The organism is Methylophilus sp. 'Pure River' (assembly GCF_046765995.1).
Taxonomy (GTDB): Bacteria; Pseudomonadota; Gammaproteobacteria; order Burkholderiales; family Methylophilaceae; genus Methylophilus.
The window spans coordinates 153,530-171,852 of sequence record NZ_JBKOUE010000002.1 but is presented as its reverse complement, the minus strand read 5'-3'; the positions used below and the strand labels follow the sequence as shown (position 1 = coordinate 171,852).

At 51.7% G+C, this 18,323-nt stretch carries 16 protein-coding genes; 9 read left to right on the top strand and 7 right to left on the bottom strand.

The features are described 5' to 3' along the window. Window positions 1–85: 85 nt before the first annotated feature. On the top strand, window positions 86–394 hold the full coding sequence (locus ACIDE9_RS03105; RefSeq protein ID WP_411992610.1) for a thioredoxin family protein: 309 nt from the start codon (window positions 86–88) through the stop codon (window positions 392–394). A 7-nt stretch (window positions 395–401) separates the two neighbouring features. Here the strand turns inward: ACIDE9_RS03105 and ACIDE9_RS03100 are convergent, their stop codons facing one another. Together ACIDE9_RS03100 and ACIDE9_RS03095 are read right to left on the bottom strand one after the other, a co-directional pair. Next, entirely contained in the window at window positions 402–2,477 is a 2,076-nt protein-coding gene (locus ACIDE9_RS03100) for an EAL domain-containing protein (protein WP_411992608.1), read from the bottom strand. 115 nt (window positions 2,478–2,592) lie between these two features. Continuing rightward, window positions 2,593–4,056 (bottom strand): PLP-dependent aminotransferase family protein, encoded by a 1,464-nt coding sequence (locus tag ACIDE9_RS03095; protein WP_411992606.1) that lies wholly within the window; start codon window positions 4,054–4,056, stop codon window positions 2,593–2,595. Between the two features lie 250 nt (window positions 4,057–4,306). Between ACIDE9_RS03095 and ACIDE9_RS03090 the strand changes: the two genes are divergently transcribed. The 6 genes from ACIDE9_RS03090 to ACIDE9_RS03065 are packed head-to-tail and all read left to right on the top strand — an operon-like array spanning window position 4,307 to window position 9,712. After that, window positions 4,307–5,356 carry an AAA family ATPase gene (locus ACIDE9_RS03090; protein ID WP_411992605.1) on the top strand — a complete coding sequence of 350 codons (1,050 nt, stop codon included), beginning with the start codon at window positions 4,307–4,309 and terminating at the stop codon, window positions 5,354–5,356. A 2-nt stretch (window positions 5,357–5,358) separates the two neighbouring features. After that, the gene (locus ACIDE9_RS03085; RefSeq protein ID WP_411992603.1) at window positions 5,359–6,276 is read left to right on the top strand and encodes a DUF58 domain-containing protein; all 918 of its coding nucleotides are present in this window, start codon (window positions 5,359–5,361) and stop codon (window positions 6,274–6,276) included. A gap of 55 nt (window positions 6,277–6,331) precedes the next feature. Beyond that, complete coding sequence (locus ACIDE9_RS03080) at window positions 6,332–7,225, top strand: hypothetical protein (protein ID WP_411992601.1); 894 nt, start codon at window positions 6,332–6,334, stop codon at window positions 7,223–7,225. Then, window positions 7,222–8,190, top strand: a complete 969-nt coding sequence (locus ACIDE9_RS03075; protein WP_411992599.1) for a vWA domain-containing protein — start codon at window positions 7,222–7,224, stop codon at window positions 8,188–8,190. The genes ACIDE9_RS03080 and ACIDE9_RS03075 overlap by 4 nt, the downstream gene beginning before the upstream one ends. Further along, entirely contained in the window at window positions 8,187–8,750 is a 564-nt protein-coding gene (locus ACIDE9_RS03070) for a hypothetical protein (protein ID WP_411992597.1), read from the top strand. Before ACIDE9_RS03075 ends, ACIDE9_RS03070 begins: the two co-directional genes overlap by 4 nt. After that, window positions 8,747–9,712 (top strand): vWA domain-containing protein, encoded by a 966-nt coding sequence (locus ACIDE9_RS03065; RefSeq protein ID WP_411992595.1) that lies wholly within the window; start codon window positions 8,747–8,749, stop codon window positions 9,710–9,712. The genes ACIDE9_RS03070 and ACIDE9_RS03065 overlap by 4 nt, the downstream gene beginning before the upstream one ends. Before the next feature lie 26 nt (window positions 9,713–9,738). Here ACIDE9_RS03065 and ACIDE9_RS03060 read toward each other — a convergent pair whose 3' ends face one another. The 4 genes from ACIDE9_RS03060 to ACIDE9_RS03045 form a co-directional block, all read right to left on the bottom strand. Then, window positions 9,739–10,848 carry a catalase family protein gene (locus tag ACIDE9_RS03060; RefSeq protein ID WP_411992593.1) on the bottom strand — a complete coding sequence of 370 codons (1,110 nt, stop codon included), beginning with the start codon at window positions 10,846–10,848 and terminating at the stop codon, window positions 9,739–9,741. A 126-nt stretch (window positions 10,849–10,974) separates the two neighbouring features. Next, entirely contained in the window at window positions 10,975–11,136 is a 162-nt protein-coding gene (locus tag ACIDE9_RS03055) for a hypothetical protein (protein WP_411992591.1), read from the bottom strand. 268 nt (window positions 11,137–11,404) lie between these two features. Next, on the bottom strand, window positions 11,405–12,031 hold the full coding sequence (ycaC, locus tag ACIDE9_RS03050) for an isochorismate family cysteine hydrolase YcaC (protein WP_194742244.1): 627 nt from the start codon (window positions 12,029–12,031) through the stop codon (window positions 11,405–11,407). Between the two features lie 115 nt (window positions 12,032–12,146). Beyond that, a complete protein-coding gene (locus ACIDE9_RS03045) occupies window positions 12,147–13,007 on the bottom strand; it encodes a pirin family protein (RefSeq protein ID WP_194752542.1) in 861 nt (286 codons plus the stop codon). 119 nt (window positions 13,008–13,126) lie between these two features. Here ACIDE9_RS03045 and ACIDE9_RS03040 point away from each other — a divergent pair, with 119 nt between their 5' ends. Continuing rightward, window positions 13,127–14,020: a LysR substrate-binding domain-containing protein gene (locus tag ACIDE9_RS03040; protein WP_411992588.1), complete on the top strand. Its 894-nt coding sequence runs from the start codon at window positions 13,127–13,129 to the stop codon at window positions 14,018–14,020. 236 nt (window positions 14,021–14,256) lie between these two features. After that, window positions 14,257–16,242, top strand: coding sequence for a putative bifunctional diguanylate cyclase/phosphodiesterase (locus ACIDE9_RS03035; RefSeq protein ID WP_411992586.1), 1,986 nt, complete (start codon window positions 14,257–14,259; stop codon window positions 16,240–16,242). On the opposite strand, the gene recG is transcribed toward ACIDE9_RS03035, so the two are convergent. Next, window positions 16,239–18,305, bottom strand: a complete 2,067-nt coding sequence (recG, locus tag ACIDE9_RS03030) for an ATP-dependent DNA helicase RecG (protein ID WP_411992584.1) — start codon at window positions 18,303–18,305, stop codon at window positions 16,239–16,241. The genes ACIDE9_RS03035 and recG overlap by 4 nt on opposite strands. Window positions 18,306–18,323 lie beyond the last annotated feature (18 nt).

Sequence of the window (18,323 nt, the reverse complement as noted above, 5' to 3'; positions counted from 1 at the left end):
GGGGTGTAACAAAGTCTTAAGGTTATCAGCAACTGTCAAGTAATCCTTGACAGTTGCTGATGAGAATAAATGTTAGAGGTCGGATATGGAAAACCCAGAACCTACCCGCGAAGAAGTAAACTCCTTAACAGGCGCCACAGTGCTGGAGTTTGGCGCTACTTGGTGCGGCTACTGCAAGGCCGCGCAATCTGCGATTACGTCTGAACTGGCTCAGTTTCCCAATATCCGCCATATTAAAGTTGAGGATGGCAAAGGCCGCAGGTTAGGGCGGTCGTTCCACGTGAAACTATGGCCTACGTTGGTTTTTATGAAAGACGGTGTTGAGCTCAAACGCCTGGTTAGGGACATTGACGCGAGCGAGTTGAGGTTGGCATTACAAGAGCTTTCAGCGTAGCTGGCGTTTATATCGCTTTATTTTCGTGAACAGCAGGCGCCCACGATGCCTGCATATCAATTTCATCAAACGGCTTGGGTTTACTATAGAAGTAGCCTTGCACCACTTTACAGTCACAGCTTTCTAAAAACTTGGCTTGTTCGGCCTTCTCCACGCCTTCTGCCACCAGTTCTTTACCCAAGCTTTTCGCCATGGAAATAATCGCCTGCACAATGAGCCGGTGATCATTGTTGTCTGCGATGCCTTGCACAAATGACTGGTCAATTTTAATTTCACTGACCGGGAATTTGTTCAGGTAACTCAATGCGGAATAGCCGGTGCCAAAGTCATCCAGGGAGATTCTGAAGCCCAGGTTATCCAGGCTTTTGAGGGTTTTTCTAATATGCAGGTTGTCATTTAGCAGCAGGCTTTCCGTGATCTCTAAGGTGATCCAAGCCGGGTTGCAGTGGGTTTTCTTTAACAGGTGCTTGATGGAGTTGAGCAGGTTGTTATGGATAAACTGGCGGCTGGATAAATTGATGGCGACACTAATGGGGTCTTTGCGGCCAGTGTTCCAGCGGACCGCGTCTTTAAATGCCGTTTGCATGATCCATTCACCAATCTCGACAATCAAGCCTGAGTCTTCCGCAATGCTGATAAAGCGATTTGGCGGGATCATTTCGTTGTGGTTACGGTTCCATCTGAGTAGCGCTTCTACGCCGACGATTTTATCGGTCTCTAAATTCACTTGTGGCTGGTAGTGCAGCAAGAACTCGTCGTTTTGCAGGGCGGTGCGCAATGAGCGTTCTATGTCTATGCGTTCAATCGTGGTTTGCGATAAGTCGGCGGAATAATATTGGTAGTTATTTCTGCCTTGTTTCTTGGCTTTGTACATGGCGATATCTGAATACTTCACAATATCGCTGACATCGCTACTGTGGTCAGGGCAAATCACGATGCCAATGCTGGCGGAAATAAACAGTTCTGTGCCACGGATTAAAATGGGTTGCTTGATGGATTCGAGTACTTTTTTTGCCACACCCCCGGCATTTTTGGGGTCTTTGACGTCTGACAGCACAATGGCGAATTCGTCGCCGCCCAGGCGGGCAACGGTATCGGTTGGCCTCACCGAGCGTTCAATGCGTCTTGCCATTTCGTATAGCAGCAAGTCACCTTCGGAGTGCCCAAGCAAGTCATTGACTGCCTTGAAGCCATCTAAATCCAGCATCAGAAATGCAAATGAACAGCCTGAGCGGTGTGATTTTTTGATGCATTGCTCTAGCACTTCCAGCAAAGAAATACGATTGGGCAGCTTGGTAATAGAGTCGAAATACGCCAGGTGATGGATGCGGTCCAGGTTTTCATATGACTGCGTCATGTCCTGGCCGATGGCGATGACGGCTTGTACTTCGTGGATGGCGTTAAATTCGGGAGTTAATACCGTGTGCATGATTTTGTGCTTGCCATGTTTGGTGGTCAGCTTGAATGCAACATGTTGATTTTCCCCGTTTTGAAATACCTCTTGTATGCTTTTCTCAAGGACTTTGGCGGAGGCGCCACCGGGATATTGCGACGGCGTTTTGCCTATCAGGCTGGTGGAGTCGACTTCATAAAACGAGGAGTTGGCTTTGTTGAGAAAGATGCGTTCGCAATCGCGGTTGTATTTGGCGATGCAGTTCGATGAATTTTCTACAATGGATTTGTATTCGTTTTCTTTCTGGATGCTTTCGGTCACGTCTCTGGCGTAACCAAGCGAGCCGACCACTTTGCCGTCTACAATCACTGAGGATTTGTAAGACTCTATCCAGTAGTACTCGCCTTCTGCGTTTTTAATCGGCACCGTGACCGCGCTCGGCGTGGTACTCAGCATGGCTTTTTTATCACCATCGACATACTCTTGCGCTAACTCTGGCGGAAAAAAATCAAAGTCTGTCTTACCAATCAGTTCAGTACTCGAGTGAACACCCACCATGTTGGCGTAGGCTGTATTCGCCACCAGGATGCGGCTGTTCACATCCTTGAGCCAGACCATGAATGGGAAGTTATCGATCAAGGTCTGGATGTATTGATTATTTTCAATATTCTGATTTTTAATATTTTTCATAAAATGAACGAATATTTCTAATATTGATTTATCTGACGCTTCCCATAATAAAATTAACTTACATTGTAATAAATTGTTTTCGGTAATATTTAAATTTTCTTAAATATCAAAATACCTAGCCGCCCATGAACGCGGTTTTTAAGGCCAGTACCCCTTTCTCTAACTCGGCGGTAGTTAGACTGCCAAACCCCAAGCGTATGGCATGCACGCTTTGCTCTGTCTCAGAAAACAAGGTGCCAGGCAAAATGCGCACATGATGTTTCAACGCCTGTCCGGCAACCTGTTCTACGTCGTAACCTTCTTTTAAACGTAGCCAAATGGCGAGCCCGCCATCGGGGGCGTCGAAGGTGACGTATTCTCTGAGTTCTTTTTTAATCAGCGCAATCAGCAGGTTTCTGCGCTCGTTATACACCTTGAACGTACGGCGGATATGGCGTTTGATTTCGCCGGAGTGCATGAGTTCGGCCACGGCGAGTTCGGTGATGGAGTTGCCCTGACGGTCTATGAGCATGACTTCCTGCGCACAGCGATCTATGAGGCTGGGGGTGGCGACCAGGTAGCCCACGCGCAAGCCGGGCGCGAGCACTTTGGAGAGCGAGCCAACATAGATCACGCGGCCGCCGTGGTTGGTGCTGGCCAGCGGGAACACCGGGTGATATGAAAAGTGGAACTCGTGGTCGTAGTCGTCTTCGACGATGGTGAAGTCGTATTGTTCGGCCAGCATCAGCAGTTTTAAGCGCCGCTCGGCGGTCATGATGACGGTGGTGGGGAACTGGTGGTGCGGCGTGACATAAATGGCGCGGATAGGGTGCTGCTGGCAGAGTTTTTCCAGCGCAACGACATCGATGCCATGCTTGTCTTGTTTGACGGTGAGGATGTTGGCGCCGCAGGACCTGAAGGCTTCTTTGGCGGCCGGGTAGCTGAGCTGCTCGACGACAATATTGTCGTTCGGGCGTGTCAATACGCGTGCGGCCAGGAAGATGCCCATCTGGCTGCCACGCGCAATGCAGATCTGGTCGATATCCACACTCAGGCCTCTTTCCATATTGAGCATGGTGGCGATGGATTGGCGCAGGGCCAGCGTGCCGCGTGGGTCGCCATATCCTAGGCTTTTGCCTTTGCTGGAGCCGATCAAGGCATGGCGGAATGCCCGCGACAGGATATTGAACGGGATCAGCCGTGCATCGGGGATGCCGTCATTAAAATCAATCACGCCATCGACTGGCGATTGATAATTGAGTAGCGGGTGCGTCGGGCCTTCCACCACATTGGCGGGTTGATGACTACTTTTAGAAGTTTGCGCCTGTGTACTAAAGTTGGGCAGGTTGGCCGAGACAAACGAGCCTCGGCGTTGCTCAGACACCAGCCAGCCCTGGGCGATGAGTTCGTCATAAGCCAGGATCACTGTTTTGCGGTTTACATTGAGTTTCTCGGCCAGCTCCCGCGTGCCTGGCATGGCGGTGGAAGGCGCTAAGCGGCCACGCTGAATTTCCTCCATGATTTGCTGGGCAATTTGCAGGTACACCGGCAAGCCTGAGGTGTCGGTAATTGTGAGTTTAAGACTCCACGAACGTAGCATTGCGCTCTCCATCAGTCACACCAAAAACATGTCATGTCAGGAATAAATCCCTTTCTTTTACGGGAAATCTGGATTACTCAATCGGCACTATATCGCAAAAATAACTGGACCAGTGAAGTTCTTAAAACTGGAGGATTGTGGACTAGTGTCACTCTGTTACATTTTTGAAACATTTTGTACATTCAGATAAATCGTTCGGGGAGATCTTCTCCATGAGCGTATTTTTAACCGTGGTTAGAAAGGAAGAGTCATGTCACCTCCATTAGATATCCAACTGACAGATTGGCGCCATCATGCGCTGGAACTTGAAAAGCAGGTGAACCAGGTGATTGTCGGGCAGAGTAAAGCCATCCGCTTGATGAATATTGCGATTTTTGCCCGCGGCCATGTGTTGCTGGATGGTGGCGTAGGTGTGGGCAAAACCACCTTGCTGCAATCGATTGCGCGCGGCATTGGTGGCGCGTATGAGCGGATTGAAGGCACGGTCGACCTGATGCCGAACGACCTGATTTACCACACCTTTTTGGGGCCAGATGGCAGGCCGCAAATTGATGAGGGTCCGTTGTTGCGCGCCGGGGAAGATTTATCCGTGTTCTTTTTTAACGAGATCAACCGTGCGCGGCCGCAGGTGCATGCCCTGATGTTGCGGGTGATGGCGGAGCGCCATATCAGCGCGTTCAAAAAAGAATACCGCATGCCGCACATGATTGTGTTTGCTGACCGCAACCAGGTGGAGAAAAACGAAACGTTTGAAATCCCTTCCGCGGCGCGTGACCGATTCATGATGGAGATTCCGATTGATATTCCGGCGGACCGTGAGTTGAAAAAGTCGCTGGTGTTCAATACCAAGTTCCAGCACGCCGAAAAGCTCACGCAACAGGTGGAGAGCAGCATTTTGAAGTTTGACCAGTTAAATGCGTTTTCTGACCGACTGCAAAATCATATTCAATCCAGCGATGTGCTGGAGGAATACACCATGGATTTGTGGGAGGCCACACAGCATCCGGAGAAATTTGGCGTGACCATGGAGAGTGTGGATGTCAGTCGTGTGATCCAGACTGGCGCCAGCCCGCGCGGCATGGGCATGCTGATGAAAGCCGCCCGCGTCAATGCCTGGTTGAACGGCCGCGATAGTTTGTACCCGGAAGATATTCATGCCGTGTTCCACGAGGTGATTTCGCACCGACTGGTGTTTAACGCGGCCTATGAAAACCGCAGGACAGCCTTGGCCAGGGAGCTGACGAGCAATATTATCCGCACGGTGGCGGTGCCTAGCCTGTCCTTTAGCAAAGCGGCTTAAGCATGCGCGCCACACTCAAAAACGCCTGGAAAAAAGCTGAGCAGAAAACGCCGCGGTATGACGAAGAGGCCGGTTATGCGCGGCCCTTTGAATATGTGGTTGGCTGGAAGTCTGACAGCATCCAGCTCGGTGATCATCCCGGCACTCAGCGTGGGATAGGCTCAGACTACCGTGGCACCATCAACCTGGTGGATTACCCGGATGCCAGGCGTATGGATTTGCGGCAGACCATACGTGACCCGTTTGAGCAGGTGCAGGTGCGGCAGTTTAACCAGGACAGCACGACGCCGATTTATGCCGTGTGTGATTTATCCGGGTCCATGCAGTTCAGGGGGCGCCAGCGCAAGCTGGATACTGCGGTAGAAATCGCCACGGCGGTGGCGAATTCGGCTTATAACATGGGCGATTTGTTTGGTTTTATTGGCTACAACCAGCAGGTGCTTGAGGATTTCACCTTGCCGCTGAGCCGAAATTATCACCAGAGCAAACAGACCATCGCCTTGCTGCATGAGTATCACTCGCTGCGTATCGGCATGGAGGGCGTCACCGACATGCCTAATTTTCTGGGGCAGACGCGCGCCCTGGTGTTCTGGATTTCGGATTTTCATATGCCCATGCAGGTGATTGAGAAAACCTTGCTGGCGATGTCTGCCCATAAGGTGGTGCCGATTGTGCTGTGGGACGATGAGGAATACAAAAAACTGCCCAAGTTTGGCTTTGGCACCATGATAGACCTGGAAACCGGGCGTAACCGCACGTTGTTTTTCCGTAGTGAAGTGAAAGCCAAATTCATTCACGCCTTTCATGCGCGCAGGCAGGCATTAGAAGCTTTATTCATGCGTTATGAGAGTCCGGCGTTGTTTATGCATGGCGACTACAGGCCAGAGCTGATGACGCATTATTTTGAACAAGCAATGTGATGGTGAAAAAACAATCATGCTAAAACAGATTTCAAACATAACCGTTCGCAGGGGCATGCAATGCCTGTTACTGGCGGCCAGCGTATTGCTCACGGCCAATAGCAGCCTGGCAGCTGCCCCTACTTTAAGTGTGGTGAACCCACCCTCGACGTATGGGGTGCATATTGGGGATGTGCTGACCAGAACCCTAGTGGTTGAGGCTTCCGGCGGAGACACGCTGGCAAAAAACAGCTTGCCTAAAAAGGGCCGCAAACAGAATGGCATCGAGCTGGTTGGCATCGCCGTACAAAGCCAGGCGCAGTCCGGGCATACCCGTTATACCGTGCAATTTGATTATCAGGTATTTGCGGCCAGTGCCACGCCCAGCGTGATGTATTTGCCCGCAGAAAAACTGATAGTTGCAGCCACTACAGTGGATATTCCCGCCTGGGGATTCTGGTTTTCACCACTGGTGACGGGCGGGACGACCACCGCCAGGAAGAATATCTTGCCCGAAGTGAAAACACCCCTGATTGACAGTCATGTGCATCAGCAAGGGTTGGTGGTCAGTCTGAGCATGACGGTGATCAGCTTGCTCGCCTTGCTGTACATCAATGCCGATGGCCAATGGCTGCCATTCATGGGGGGGGCATTTGCACGGGCGCACAGGCAACTCAAGCGCCTGGCAAAATCCGCCAAACCAAAAACTGCGGCAGAAGAGAAAAAAGCGCTGGTTTATTTGCATCAGGCCTTCAACCAGCATTATGGCGCGAATATTTTCGCCCGCGATGTGGATGAGTTTGTGCGCTTGCGACCAGGCTTTAAAGGCCTGCAGCAGGAGATTACGCAATTTTTTGAGGCGTCCAATCAATCGTTATACGACGTGAAAAGCCGCGATAGCCGCCAGCTGATTGCGCAGCTGGTGCAGCTCAGCAAGCGTTTGCGTGATTGTGAGCGGGGCGTGTCATGATCATTTTAAATCCATGGGCATTTGCCCTGTTGCCCATCGCGCTGCTGCCTTTCTGGTTAAAAGGCCATCAAGGCCAGCATTACAGCTGGCTGGAGCTGATGCCGGAAGACCTGTTTTCTGACCGGCTCAACCTGGCGGTGAAGGTGATCATGTCTTTGCTGTTGCTGAGTATCGTGATTGCACTGGCGGCCCCGCGAGGTTCAGATGAACAGGTACCACGCGTAGGCAAGGGTGCCCAAACGGTGATGGTGATAGACCGCAGCGTGAGTATGGACCACCCGTTTGCGGGAGATGCTTCAGGTGGGCATGTGGCGGAAATCAAGTCTGCCGCGGCGCGCCGTATCATCACGCAATTTATTGACTCACGTCCGAATGACATGATGGGGGTGGTGGGGTTTACCAACTCGGCGTTGTACGGCATCAAAATCACCACTAACCGTGATGCCATTCATGCAGCGATTCTTGCCGCCACCAGTCCTTCGCTCAACCAGACCAACATTGGCGCTGGGCTTACTGAGGCGGTTGGCTTGTTCGATAACATCCAGAGTTCAGGCTCACGCGCGGTGATTCTGCTTTCGGATGGCGCTGGCAAACTGAGCCCGCGCGTGAAGTATTTGCTCAGCGAGCGCCTGAAAAGCCGCAAGCTGAGTATTTACTGGATCATGCTGCGTGAACCAGGCGAGCCGAGTATTTTCTCCAAAGATGAATACGAAGAAGACCGCACGCCTAACTCCATCGTGCTGCACAAGTATTTCCAGTCACTGGGCCTGAAATACAAAGCCTATGAAGCCGATGACCCGGAAACCTTGCAGTCGGCGATTAACGATATCGACTCGCGGGAGAAAAAGGCCATTAAATACCACGAGACCATTGCCGGCTATGACTATTCCAAGGTGTTTATGGTCTCTGCGCTGGTGTTGGTCTTGCTGATTCTGGTGATTAAAAATGTAAGGGTATACGAATGAAAAACCATTTAACGCGCAAAAACCAGGTGCTGGGATTGCTCTTCATTGTCGGCGTGCTAGGGAGCGCGTATGAAGGCTATCAGGTGCATACCATCTCTGCGGCCAATGGCCTTTTACAGGCGGGCGAAGTGCTGGCAGGAGACCCGTTTCCTTTTCACCAGAAGTTTGCCGATGCATATCAGCAAGGCAAAACGGGTAACTACAAACATGCAATACAGAATTTTGGCCAATTGCTGGAGGCGCCGAAACAGCAGGATGCCTCGGTGTTTAAACCCAGCCAGGCATTAAAGTCGCAGATTCATTTTAATATTGGCAATCATTTGTTCCGCTCTGGTTTGCAGCGCCTGGTCGAGACGGATGGCTCGATTCAGGAGCAAGCCAAGTTTGATTATTTACAGGCGCGTGCCGCGTATGAGCAGTCACTCAAGCTCGACCCTGGCAACCAGGCAGCTAAATTCAATTTGAGTTTATTGCACGGCGTGATTCCCAAACACATTAAAACCGTGCCGCAGGATCCTTCCGGCATGGAGATCAGCAATCTGCCACAGGGGTTACCATGAAACGCTTTTTTTCACTGCTTAAAGCACATTATGAAACCAGTTTATTGTTGGGCACCATGCTGTTTCTGGTGCTGGCCCTGGTCAAGCCGGAGATACAACTCAAACAAGAAGTGCATAACTATTTGTTGCTGGCAGATATTTCGCAAAGCATGAACGCCGAGGATATGCACGTTGCCAATAAACCGGCGACGCGCCTGGCCTACACACAGCATCTGATGCGGCAGGTGGTGAAAACATCGCCCTGCGGCACATATGTGAGTGTGGGCGTATTTGCGGCTGAGAATGTCGCGTTATTGTTTATGCCATTAGAAGTGTGCGCTAACTTTGACATTATTAATGACAGCATTAATCACCTGGAATGGCGTATGGCCTGGAGTGGTAACAGCCGCATGACGTTTGGGGTGAAGGCCGCTGAAGCCACGTTTGATTACCTGAATATTCCGGCGCAAATGCTGTTTTTTACCGATGGTGACGAAGCGCCCAAAGCCAATGGCATTAACAAGCTGGATATCAGCGATGTGCGCATAGGCAAAAATGTGATTTTTGTGGGTGTCGGTGGTAAGGAGCCTGCACCAATCAAGCGCTTTAATGCGAATAACCGCTTTGTCGGCTATTGGGGTACCGATGCGGCGGCCGAAAGCGCTGGCGGCGGCGTCAATTACAGCGATGCCAGCAAGGATGATCCTGATCCACCGGTGGCGTATGCCGAGTTTGACCGCTATTTATCCAGCCAGGATGTGGACCATTTGAAAGACATGGCGACAGAGATCAAGGGCCAATATATCGAAGGCATAGACGAACCGGCATTTTATCAGTTTGTGCAGTCGCAAACGCCCGCTGCTAAGTTTGTCACCAGCTATTCGGTGAAGTGGCTGTTTTTAACCCTGGCGGCATTGATGGTGATTGCGACTTACCTGCCGGATGTATGGGCATACCGCCTGCGTGACCGCCAGACCGCCTAGGCTGTGTCAGTCTGGATGATGTGTGTTCAGCACAAATCATCCAGACTGGTCGGCTCATGCACCGGCGCGCCTGCGGGGGCCGCATTCAGGTTTCTGGACATTTCATAGCTCATTTTTCGCAGCCGCATGACGGAGCCTAGCGGCCGGTGCGATTGAATGCCATGCCATGGCGAGAACATCATGCCCTCATCAACGACATGCGAACGATAGGGACTCCAGGCGATTTGTGGTTTGGCCGTAATGCGGGCAATCGGGATATAAGGCGACACATCTGCCGACCAGATCACCGTCGAGTCCTCAATAGGCATTTGCTTGATGTCGGTGCACAGTTGCACGCGTAACTCCCAGATGGCAGTGTGGGCAATAAAGTAATCGACGATAGACTTCCTGAGGCCATCGGAGGCGAGGGTATCAATCGGTTTGTTAGTGAGGGTGATTAGGTCAGGGGAGATCGGTACAAAGGCGATTTTGGCCATGTAGTTGCCGTATAGAATCGGGTCCTGGCTAAAATAGGTTTCACCTAAGATATTGGTTTCTTGTGGCTGGTGCAGGTTTCTGATCAGGGTTTGCTGGCCACTTTTGAGCGATTCGACCAGCTTGGCCGTTGAGCGGAAAATTTGTGATAAAAAATGCCGGAATTCAGTGTTGGTTTCCGGCGTGGAGGCGATGTGTTTCAGGTTGGAGAGAAACACCTGTACGCTGGATGACAGGAAACTGGCGCCGTTCACAAATAAAAAATCCTGCGTGATGGCTTTTTCGCTGCCAGGCAACCGGTCGCCATCAACGCCAAGTACCTTGATGGCCAGGCTGCGCGGCGTGCAGGTTTTGTCGTGCAAAATATCACCCGGCACCGTTGAAAAGCGCATGACCAACGGCAAGGTTTGCGCTTTGGCAAACATGCCTTGCGCCAACAGTGGGGGAAGGTTATCGTAAATCTCCATTTCGGCAGAGATCAGGCCATGACTTTTTACATGTACGCTACGGGCGCTGTAGGCGGCATGCCTGGCTGTGATTTCGGAGATTTTGCGCAGCGTATATTGCAGGTTTTCCCGGCTTTTGGTTTCGCTTTCGGCCAACACCTCATAGGCTGGTTGGTAGTTGAGTGGTGAAATTCCAATATCAGCAGTTTGTTGCATAATAACCCCCATTTTTTAAACAGGTCTGGCAGGGGCGTTATAGCAATGACCCCATCAAACCTGCATGGATCTTATTGAACATTGGTTGAACATGGCACTGTGTTGATGCATTAAAAACCGCGCGATTCAGGATGAGTTATCCTTGGTTTCACCCGCTTGTTTGCGTTGCTTGTTGACGATACGGGCGGCGACTTCTTCTTCGCGGCCGGGGTAGCGGTGGTCTTTCTTGAACTCGTGTTTGAGGGCTTCGTATTCTTGTTCGCGCTTTGGGTTGGATCCTCTAGGCATATGCATACTCCTTCATTCGTTGAGTACAAACGGCAGCCGTGAAGGCTGCCGTATTTGTCTTGTTATGAATGAAACTCGAAATGCATTCGACACTTCATTTCAAACGCGACAATTGCAGATTACGCTAATTGACCTGAATACTTAATAAGCAATGTTCCTATTGTTGTGTAGGAAATGCTTTATGGCGTGGCGCAAAGAAATACCATGCAACTATTAGACAAAAAGTATCCGAAAAAAGTTCCGTGTAGTTCTGCAATTTGCCAATTTTTTACCTGGCTTGTTGCGCATTGAATGCAGTCATCAAGTTGCGGTAGTCTGGAATATGATTGGCGCACAGGGTGCCAAGGCCTTCGATATCGTTGCGCCAATCGCGATGCAACTCGCAGGCCACGCCAAACCAGGTCATCATTTGTGCACCGGCTGCCTCCATGCGGCGCCAGGCGGCATCGCGCGTCAGTTCGTTAAAGGTGCCTGAGGCATCGCCCACCACAAACACTTCAAATCCTTCTTCAATCGCTGACAGGGCAGGGAAGGCGACACACACTTCGGTGACGACGCCAGCGATAATCAGTTGCTTTTTACCCGTGGCTTTAATGGCTTTGACGAAGTCTTCGTTGTCCCAGGCGTTGATCTGGCCAGGGCGCGCAATATAAGGCGCATCCGGAAACAGTGCTTTTAATTCTGGCATCAACGGGCCATTGGGGCCGGTTTCAAAGCTGGTGGTCAAAATCGTCGGCAGGTTAAAAAACTTGGCGGCATCGGCCAAGGCCAATACATTGTTCTTAAAACGGTCTGGCTCAATGTCGCGTACCAGCGATAACAGGCCAGCCTGGTGGTCTACCAGCAAAACGACAGCGTTGTCACGGTCCAGGCGTACATAAGGTTTGTTGTTCATGATGAATATCCTCTCAATGGATTTAGTCGGGTGGAGATCATGGCCGTCAGCGTAACGCGTGAATGCTGACGGCCGTGTTTCCTTTTTTTAAAATGTTTGACTACTTTACAAGCCGTTATGCGGTGACAAAACGGCCTTGGTTAAAGTCATTAATGGCTTGGTCAATTTCTTCCCAGCTATTCATGACAAACGGGCCATGACCCACCACAGGCTCATTCAGCGGCTCACCGTTGAGTAACAGCAACACGGTGTCTTGCTGTGCCTGCAATACCAGTTCATTGCCTTCGCGTTGCATCACCGCCAATTCAGCCGGGCGGATGGTATGCACTTCACCGGTTTTCACCGCGCCATGCAGCACAAAAATGGCGGTGGTGTAGCCTTCCGGCAAGGTGAAGGTGGTGCGTGTACCGGCATTCAGGCGCACATCCCACACATTCATCGGGCTAAATGTATTGGCTGGGCCTTTTTGGCCTGCATATTCACCGGCAATCACGCGTACTTTACCCGCCTCTTCCGGCAAAGCGACCTCCGGGATCTGCTCACGGGTAATGCCTTGATAGCCAGGTGCGGTCATTTTGTCCTTGGCCGGCAAGTTGACCCATAACTGGATCATTTCAAACGGGCCACCGCTGCGTGCATAGTCATCGCCGTGATATTCCTCATGAATAATGCCTTTGCCTGCGGTCATCCACTGCACCTCCCCTGGGCCGATGGTGCCACCGGCGTTGGTGGAGTCGTGGTGTGAGACCTGGCCATCGTAGACAATGGTCACTGTTTCAAAACCACGGTGCGGGTGTTGGCCGACGCCGCGTCTGTGTGTGGTTGGCTCAAAGCTGGCAGGCCCGGCGTAATCCATCAGCAAGAAAGGTGAAATGTCATTGGCAATGTCACGGTAAGAAAAAATACTTTGTACCGGAAAGCCGTCACCCACCCAGTGGTTGCCGTTGCTGCGTTTGATAAAAGCCAGTTTTTTCATGATGATTCCCTTTCAGAAATGTTTGCGTGTTTGCATGGTTCACACTATAAACACATGACTTTTAAGGCACTAGATGGTTAAATGTAAAATTACTTTTCAATTAAATGAACAATTGAGTCATGGACTTTAATGAAGCCGCTGTATTTGTGAAGGTGGTGCAGGCGGGCAGCTTTAGCGCTGCCGCGCGGCAGTTGGGATCGCCGACCTCGACCATTAGCACCCGCGTAGCGCGGCTGGAGCGACGGCTGGGCGTCACCCTGTTGCAACGCACTACACGCCGCTTAAACCTGACTGAAGCTGGCGCCTTGTATTTTGAGCACGCGTCTACCGGCCTGGGCTACTTGCTCGAGGCGGAGGCTGCGCTGGACGAAGCGCGTCAGCAACCGCAAGGCGTGTTAAAAGTTACGGCACCGGCTGACCTCGGGGATGCTTTGCTGGGAGGCTTGGTGACACAGATGCAGCGCACCTACCCAGCCTTGTCACTGGAGTTAATGCTCACCGAGCGTTATGTTGACCTGGTGGCAGAAGGCGTGGATGTGGCGATTCGAACCGGGGAATTGCGCGACTCCAGTTTGATTGCCAAGTCACTAGGCACCATACAATGGGCGCTATTTGCCAGCCCACAGTATTTGCAGTCGGCGGGACAGATTGCCACGCCAACTGACCTCAGCCAGCACCAATGTGTGCAATTCACGCCCATGGGGCGTCATCAATGGGATTTGCAGCGCGGTACAACAGCCATACGCGTCCCCTTGGCTGCGCGTACCCTGGTTAACAGCATTGGCGTGGTGCGGGCTATGGCCGAAAACGGGCAGGGTGTGGCTTTGTTGCCCACATTTATCTGCCAGCCTACGGTAGAGACTGGCGGCTTGCAGCATGTATTGCCAGACTGGCGCGGGCGCGCGGATGCCGTGCACCTGGTTTACCCGAAGCAACGCTTTATGCCACCTAAATTGCGCAGTTTTATTGACCTGGCGGTGGCTGAGTTAAAGCAGTTGTTCAGTACGCAATAGGCTTTTCTCCGCTGGCTGCCCGTTTGGCAACGTATAGTTACCTGTTGTGACGTGGTTATCTGAACGGCACCGCTGACATTTCTTAGGTTATTTTTGCTATTCTGCGATGAGAAACAAGCCGTTGGATAGTGTTTTTTTTCAATTTTGAGCGCATGATAAGTGTGTAAACTTAAAGTATCAGCCTGACATAACCGTTGTTAAGAGATTAACAATAATATATATAGGGGATACGTGCGTTGAACACGACGGCGGAATCATCGGCATTGCACGCAGAAATTGTCGGCATGCTGTATGCAAACAATCGAAGATCATTGATGGCTGCCATCGTGGTCATGATTGCGCTTTTGCTCGTGCAATGGCACCTCATCGACCATGCCATCCTCGCCGTGTGGTCCAGCATTTTCCTGGTGGCTTATGGCATTCGTGCTTACCTGACCTATCAATACGAAAAAGACGAGCAACGTGAACTGCATAGCCGCCAATGGCTACAGTGGTTTCGCGCCAGCACCTGTTTTTGCGGCCTGGCCTGGGGTTTGGGTGGCATCCTTCTTTTCCCAGAAGCCGACACCGCACATCAGGCGTTTCTGATTTTCGCGCTGGTTGGGGTGTCTGGGGCGGGCATCATTATTTATTCCGTCGATACTTTAAGCACCAACCTGTTTAGCGGCGGCATCGTGTTATTCATGATTCCACGCTTTTTGATTCATGGCAGCTCAGTCTCCCTGGCGCTCGCCGTGTTGTTTATGGTGTATGTGTTCTATGTGACGGTGGCAGGCCGCAGCCTGGCTAACAGTCTGCGTGAAAATATCTCGTTGCGGATTGCCTCCAATCTGGATAACAAAAAGGTACATCAGCTGGCTTATTATGACTTTTTAACCGGCCTGCCAAACCGCCGCTTACTGACAGACCGCTTGAATCAGGCATTTGCCCGCTGTGTGCGCCATCAGAGCTATGGCGCCGTATTGTGCCTGGACCTGAATAATTTCAAAGGCCTGAACGACAGTAAAGGGCACCAGGCGGGGGATGAGTTGTTGCAACAAGTCGCTTTTAGGCTGCAACAATGCTTGCGTAAAAAAGACACCATTGCCCGCATGGGCGGCGATGAATTTATTGCCGTGCTCGACGAGTTATCTACCGACAAGGCAGAAGCGATTACTGCTGCGCAGACCACTGCCGAAAAAATGATGGCAGTGTTTTCACAGCCTTTCGAGCTGCAAAACAGTAAATACCGTACCGCCCCCAGCATTGGTATTTGCCTGTTTCTGGGCGACTTGTTGAAAGAAGATGAAGTGTTACGGCGCGCCGATATTGCCATGTATCAGGCTAAAAAATCGGATAACCTCAACAGTATCCAAATGTATGACGAGGCCGTGCACCCGGCACTGGAAATGCGTGCCACCTTGGAAAATGATCTGGCATTTGCCTTGCAGAGCAAGCAGTTCTTGTTGTATTACCAGGTGCAAGTCAATGAGTTGCAGCAGCCAACAGGTGCAGAGGTCTTGTTGCGCTGGCAACATCCGACGCTGGGCATGATTCCCCCAGACCAGTTTATTCCGATTGCCGAAGAAACCGGTGAAATTGTCTCGATTGGGCAATGGGTGCTGGCGCAAGCTTGCCAGCAACTTAAGCACTGGTCACAGTCTGTGCATACCGCCCAGCTTAAATTGTCGGTCAATGTCAGTGCCATCCAATTCAGCCAGCCGGACTTTGTGCAAATGGTGAAAGAAACCGTACTGGCGAGTGGTTGTGACGCCAGCTATTTGCGGCTGGAGTTGACCGAAAGCCTGATTGTGAAAAATATCGATGAAGTGATCGAAAAGATCAATGCCCTGAAAGTATTGGGCATCACTTTTTCGCTGGATGACTTTGGCATTGGCCAGTCGTCGTTGTCGGTCTTGAAGCGGCTGCCGCTGGACGAATTAAAAATAGATCGCAGCTTTATCAAGGACATCGTCCATAACAACTACGATTCATTTATTGTGCAAACCATCATCAATATGGGCAAAAACCTGAGCCACAGTGTGATTGCTGAAGGGGTGGAGATGCAGCAGCAAATGGTCATGTTGCAAAAGATGGGTTGCCACGCTTTTCAAGGCTATTTGTTTAGCCGTCCGCTGCCTTTGCAAGAGTTTGAAGCCAGTTTGCAATCCACGCTGCACGGCGCGGCAAACGCGCCATCCACAACCAGGCAGCGCAAAATGTTACGTAGCCGACTCAGCTAGACCTTGATCCACTCTTCGCCCTGGCTTAACCAGCGCTGAAGATGGGCGGCAACCGCCGCTGGTTCCCGTCGCAAGAGCTGGTCCGCCTTGATTTTGGCTGTTTCCAGCAACGCCATATCCCGTTCCAGATCGGCAATTTTAAGCATGGGCACACCACTCTGGCGCGTGCCCAGCAATTCGCCCGGGCCGCGGATATGTAAATCGGCCTGGGCAATTTGAAAACCATCGTTACTCTCAAAAATCACCTTCAATCGCTGCCGCCCAATTTGCGAACATTGCTGTTTGCTATAGAGCAAAATGCAGGTACTCTTGGCTGCGCCACGGCCGACGCGGCCACGTAGCTGGTGTAACTGGCTCAGGCCCATGCGCTCCGCATGTTCGATCACCATTAAACTCGCATTCGGTACATCGACGCCGACTTCAATCACTGTGGTGGCGACCAGCAGGTGAGTCTCATTGGCAGAAAATGCCTGCATCACCGCCTGTTTTTCTGCAGATTTCATACGGCCGTGCACCAGGCCGACTTTGAGTTCCGGGAATGCCTCTTGCATATAGGCAAAAGTGTCATTCGCGGTTTGCAGTTGCAGCGCTTCCGATTCTTCAATCAGCGGGCATACCCAGTAGGCCTGATGGCCTTGGGCGCAGGCATCATGTACGCGCTGCAAAATTTCATCGCGCCTGTCATCGGCCACCAGTTTGGTCACAATCGGTGTGCGGCCAGGGGGCAGTTCATCAATGACAGAGACGTCGAGATCGGCGTAATAGCTCATGGATAAGGTACGCGGAATCGGCGTGGCCGACATCATGAGCTGGTGTGGTTCCAGCAATTGACCACGACCTTGGCTGGCCGTGCCCTTTTTGCGCAGTGCCAGGCGTTGCCCGACACCAAAACGGTGTTGTTCATCGACAATCGCTAACCCTAATTGTTTGAACTGCACCTCATCCTGAAACAGGGCATGGGTGCCGACGGCGAGCATGGTTTCTCCACTGGCAATGCGTGACAGTGATTGCTCACGTTCTTTTTTTGGCTGGCTGCCGGTGAGCCAGGCGATGGTGATGCCTAATGGTTGCAACCAGTCGCTGAGTTTTTTGTAATGTTGTTCGGCCAGAATTTCGGTGGGCGCCATCATGGCCACTTGCCAGCCATGTTCTATGAGTTGCAAGGCTGCCAAGCAGGCAACAATGGTTTTACCACTGCCGACATCGCCTTGTAACAGGCGTTGCATGGGGTGTGGCTGGCTCAGGTCGTGCTTAATTTCTGCCACCACTTTTTGCTGGGCGGCCGTCAGTGTAAACGGCAGGCTGGCTAGCAGACGGGCAACCAGTGTGTGTGAGGCAGAGATGGCCGGTGCGCGCGATTGCTTGCGACGCGCGTAATGCTGGCGCATGGACAGCTGTTGTGCCAGCAGTTCGTCATAAGCCAGGCGTTGCCAGGCCGGATGCGAGTGGTCCTCCAGTGTCGCTAGCGATGTCTCAGCTTGGGGTTGGTGCAGCAACTGCAGGCTGCTGGCGAAGCCGGGCAATTGCATGGACTGGTATACCCAGCCTGGCAGGGTTTCTTGTAAATACTCTGCTTGCAATACACGGTTGACGGCTTTGCGTATGGTGGACTGGCTTAAGCCGGCGGTAGTTGGGTAGACGGGCGTCAGCGCACTGCTGACCGGGGTATCTTCACCGACTTTGCGTTGAGTCGGATGCACCATTTCATAGCCGAAAAATCCCGGCCGCACTTCACCAAACACGCGCAAACGCTGGCCGGTTTGCATGGCGGCTATCTGGCTGGGATAAAAATGCAAAAAGCGCAGGTTGATGATGCCAGTGTCATCCTGCAACCTGACATTGAGCATTTTGCGTGGCTTGTAGGCCACTTCGTTGTGTACTACCACGCCTTCGATTTGCGTTTGCTCACCCAATCGTAAATCGCGGATGGCCGTGATGCGGGTTTCGTCCAGGTAGCGTAGCGGTAAATGCAGCAACAAGGCCTGCACTGAATGAATATGCAGTTTTGCCAGCTGGCTGCACACGGCGGGTGTGAAGCCTTTGATGTCGTTCAAGGGACGCATGCTGGCATCACCGCTGGT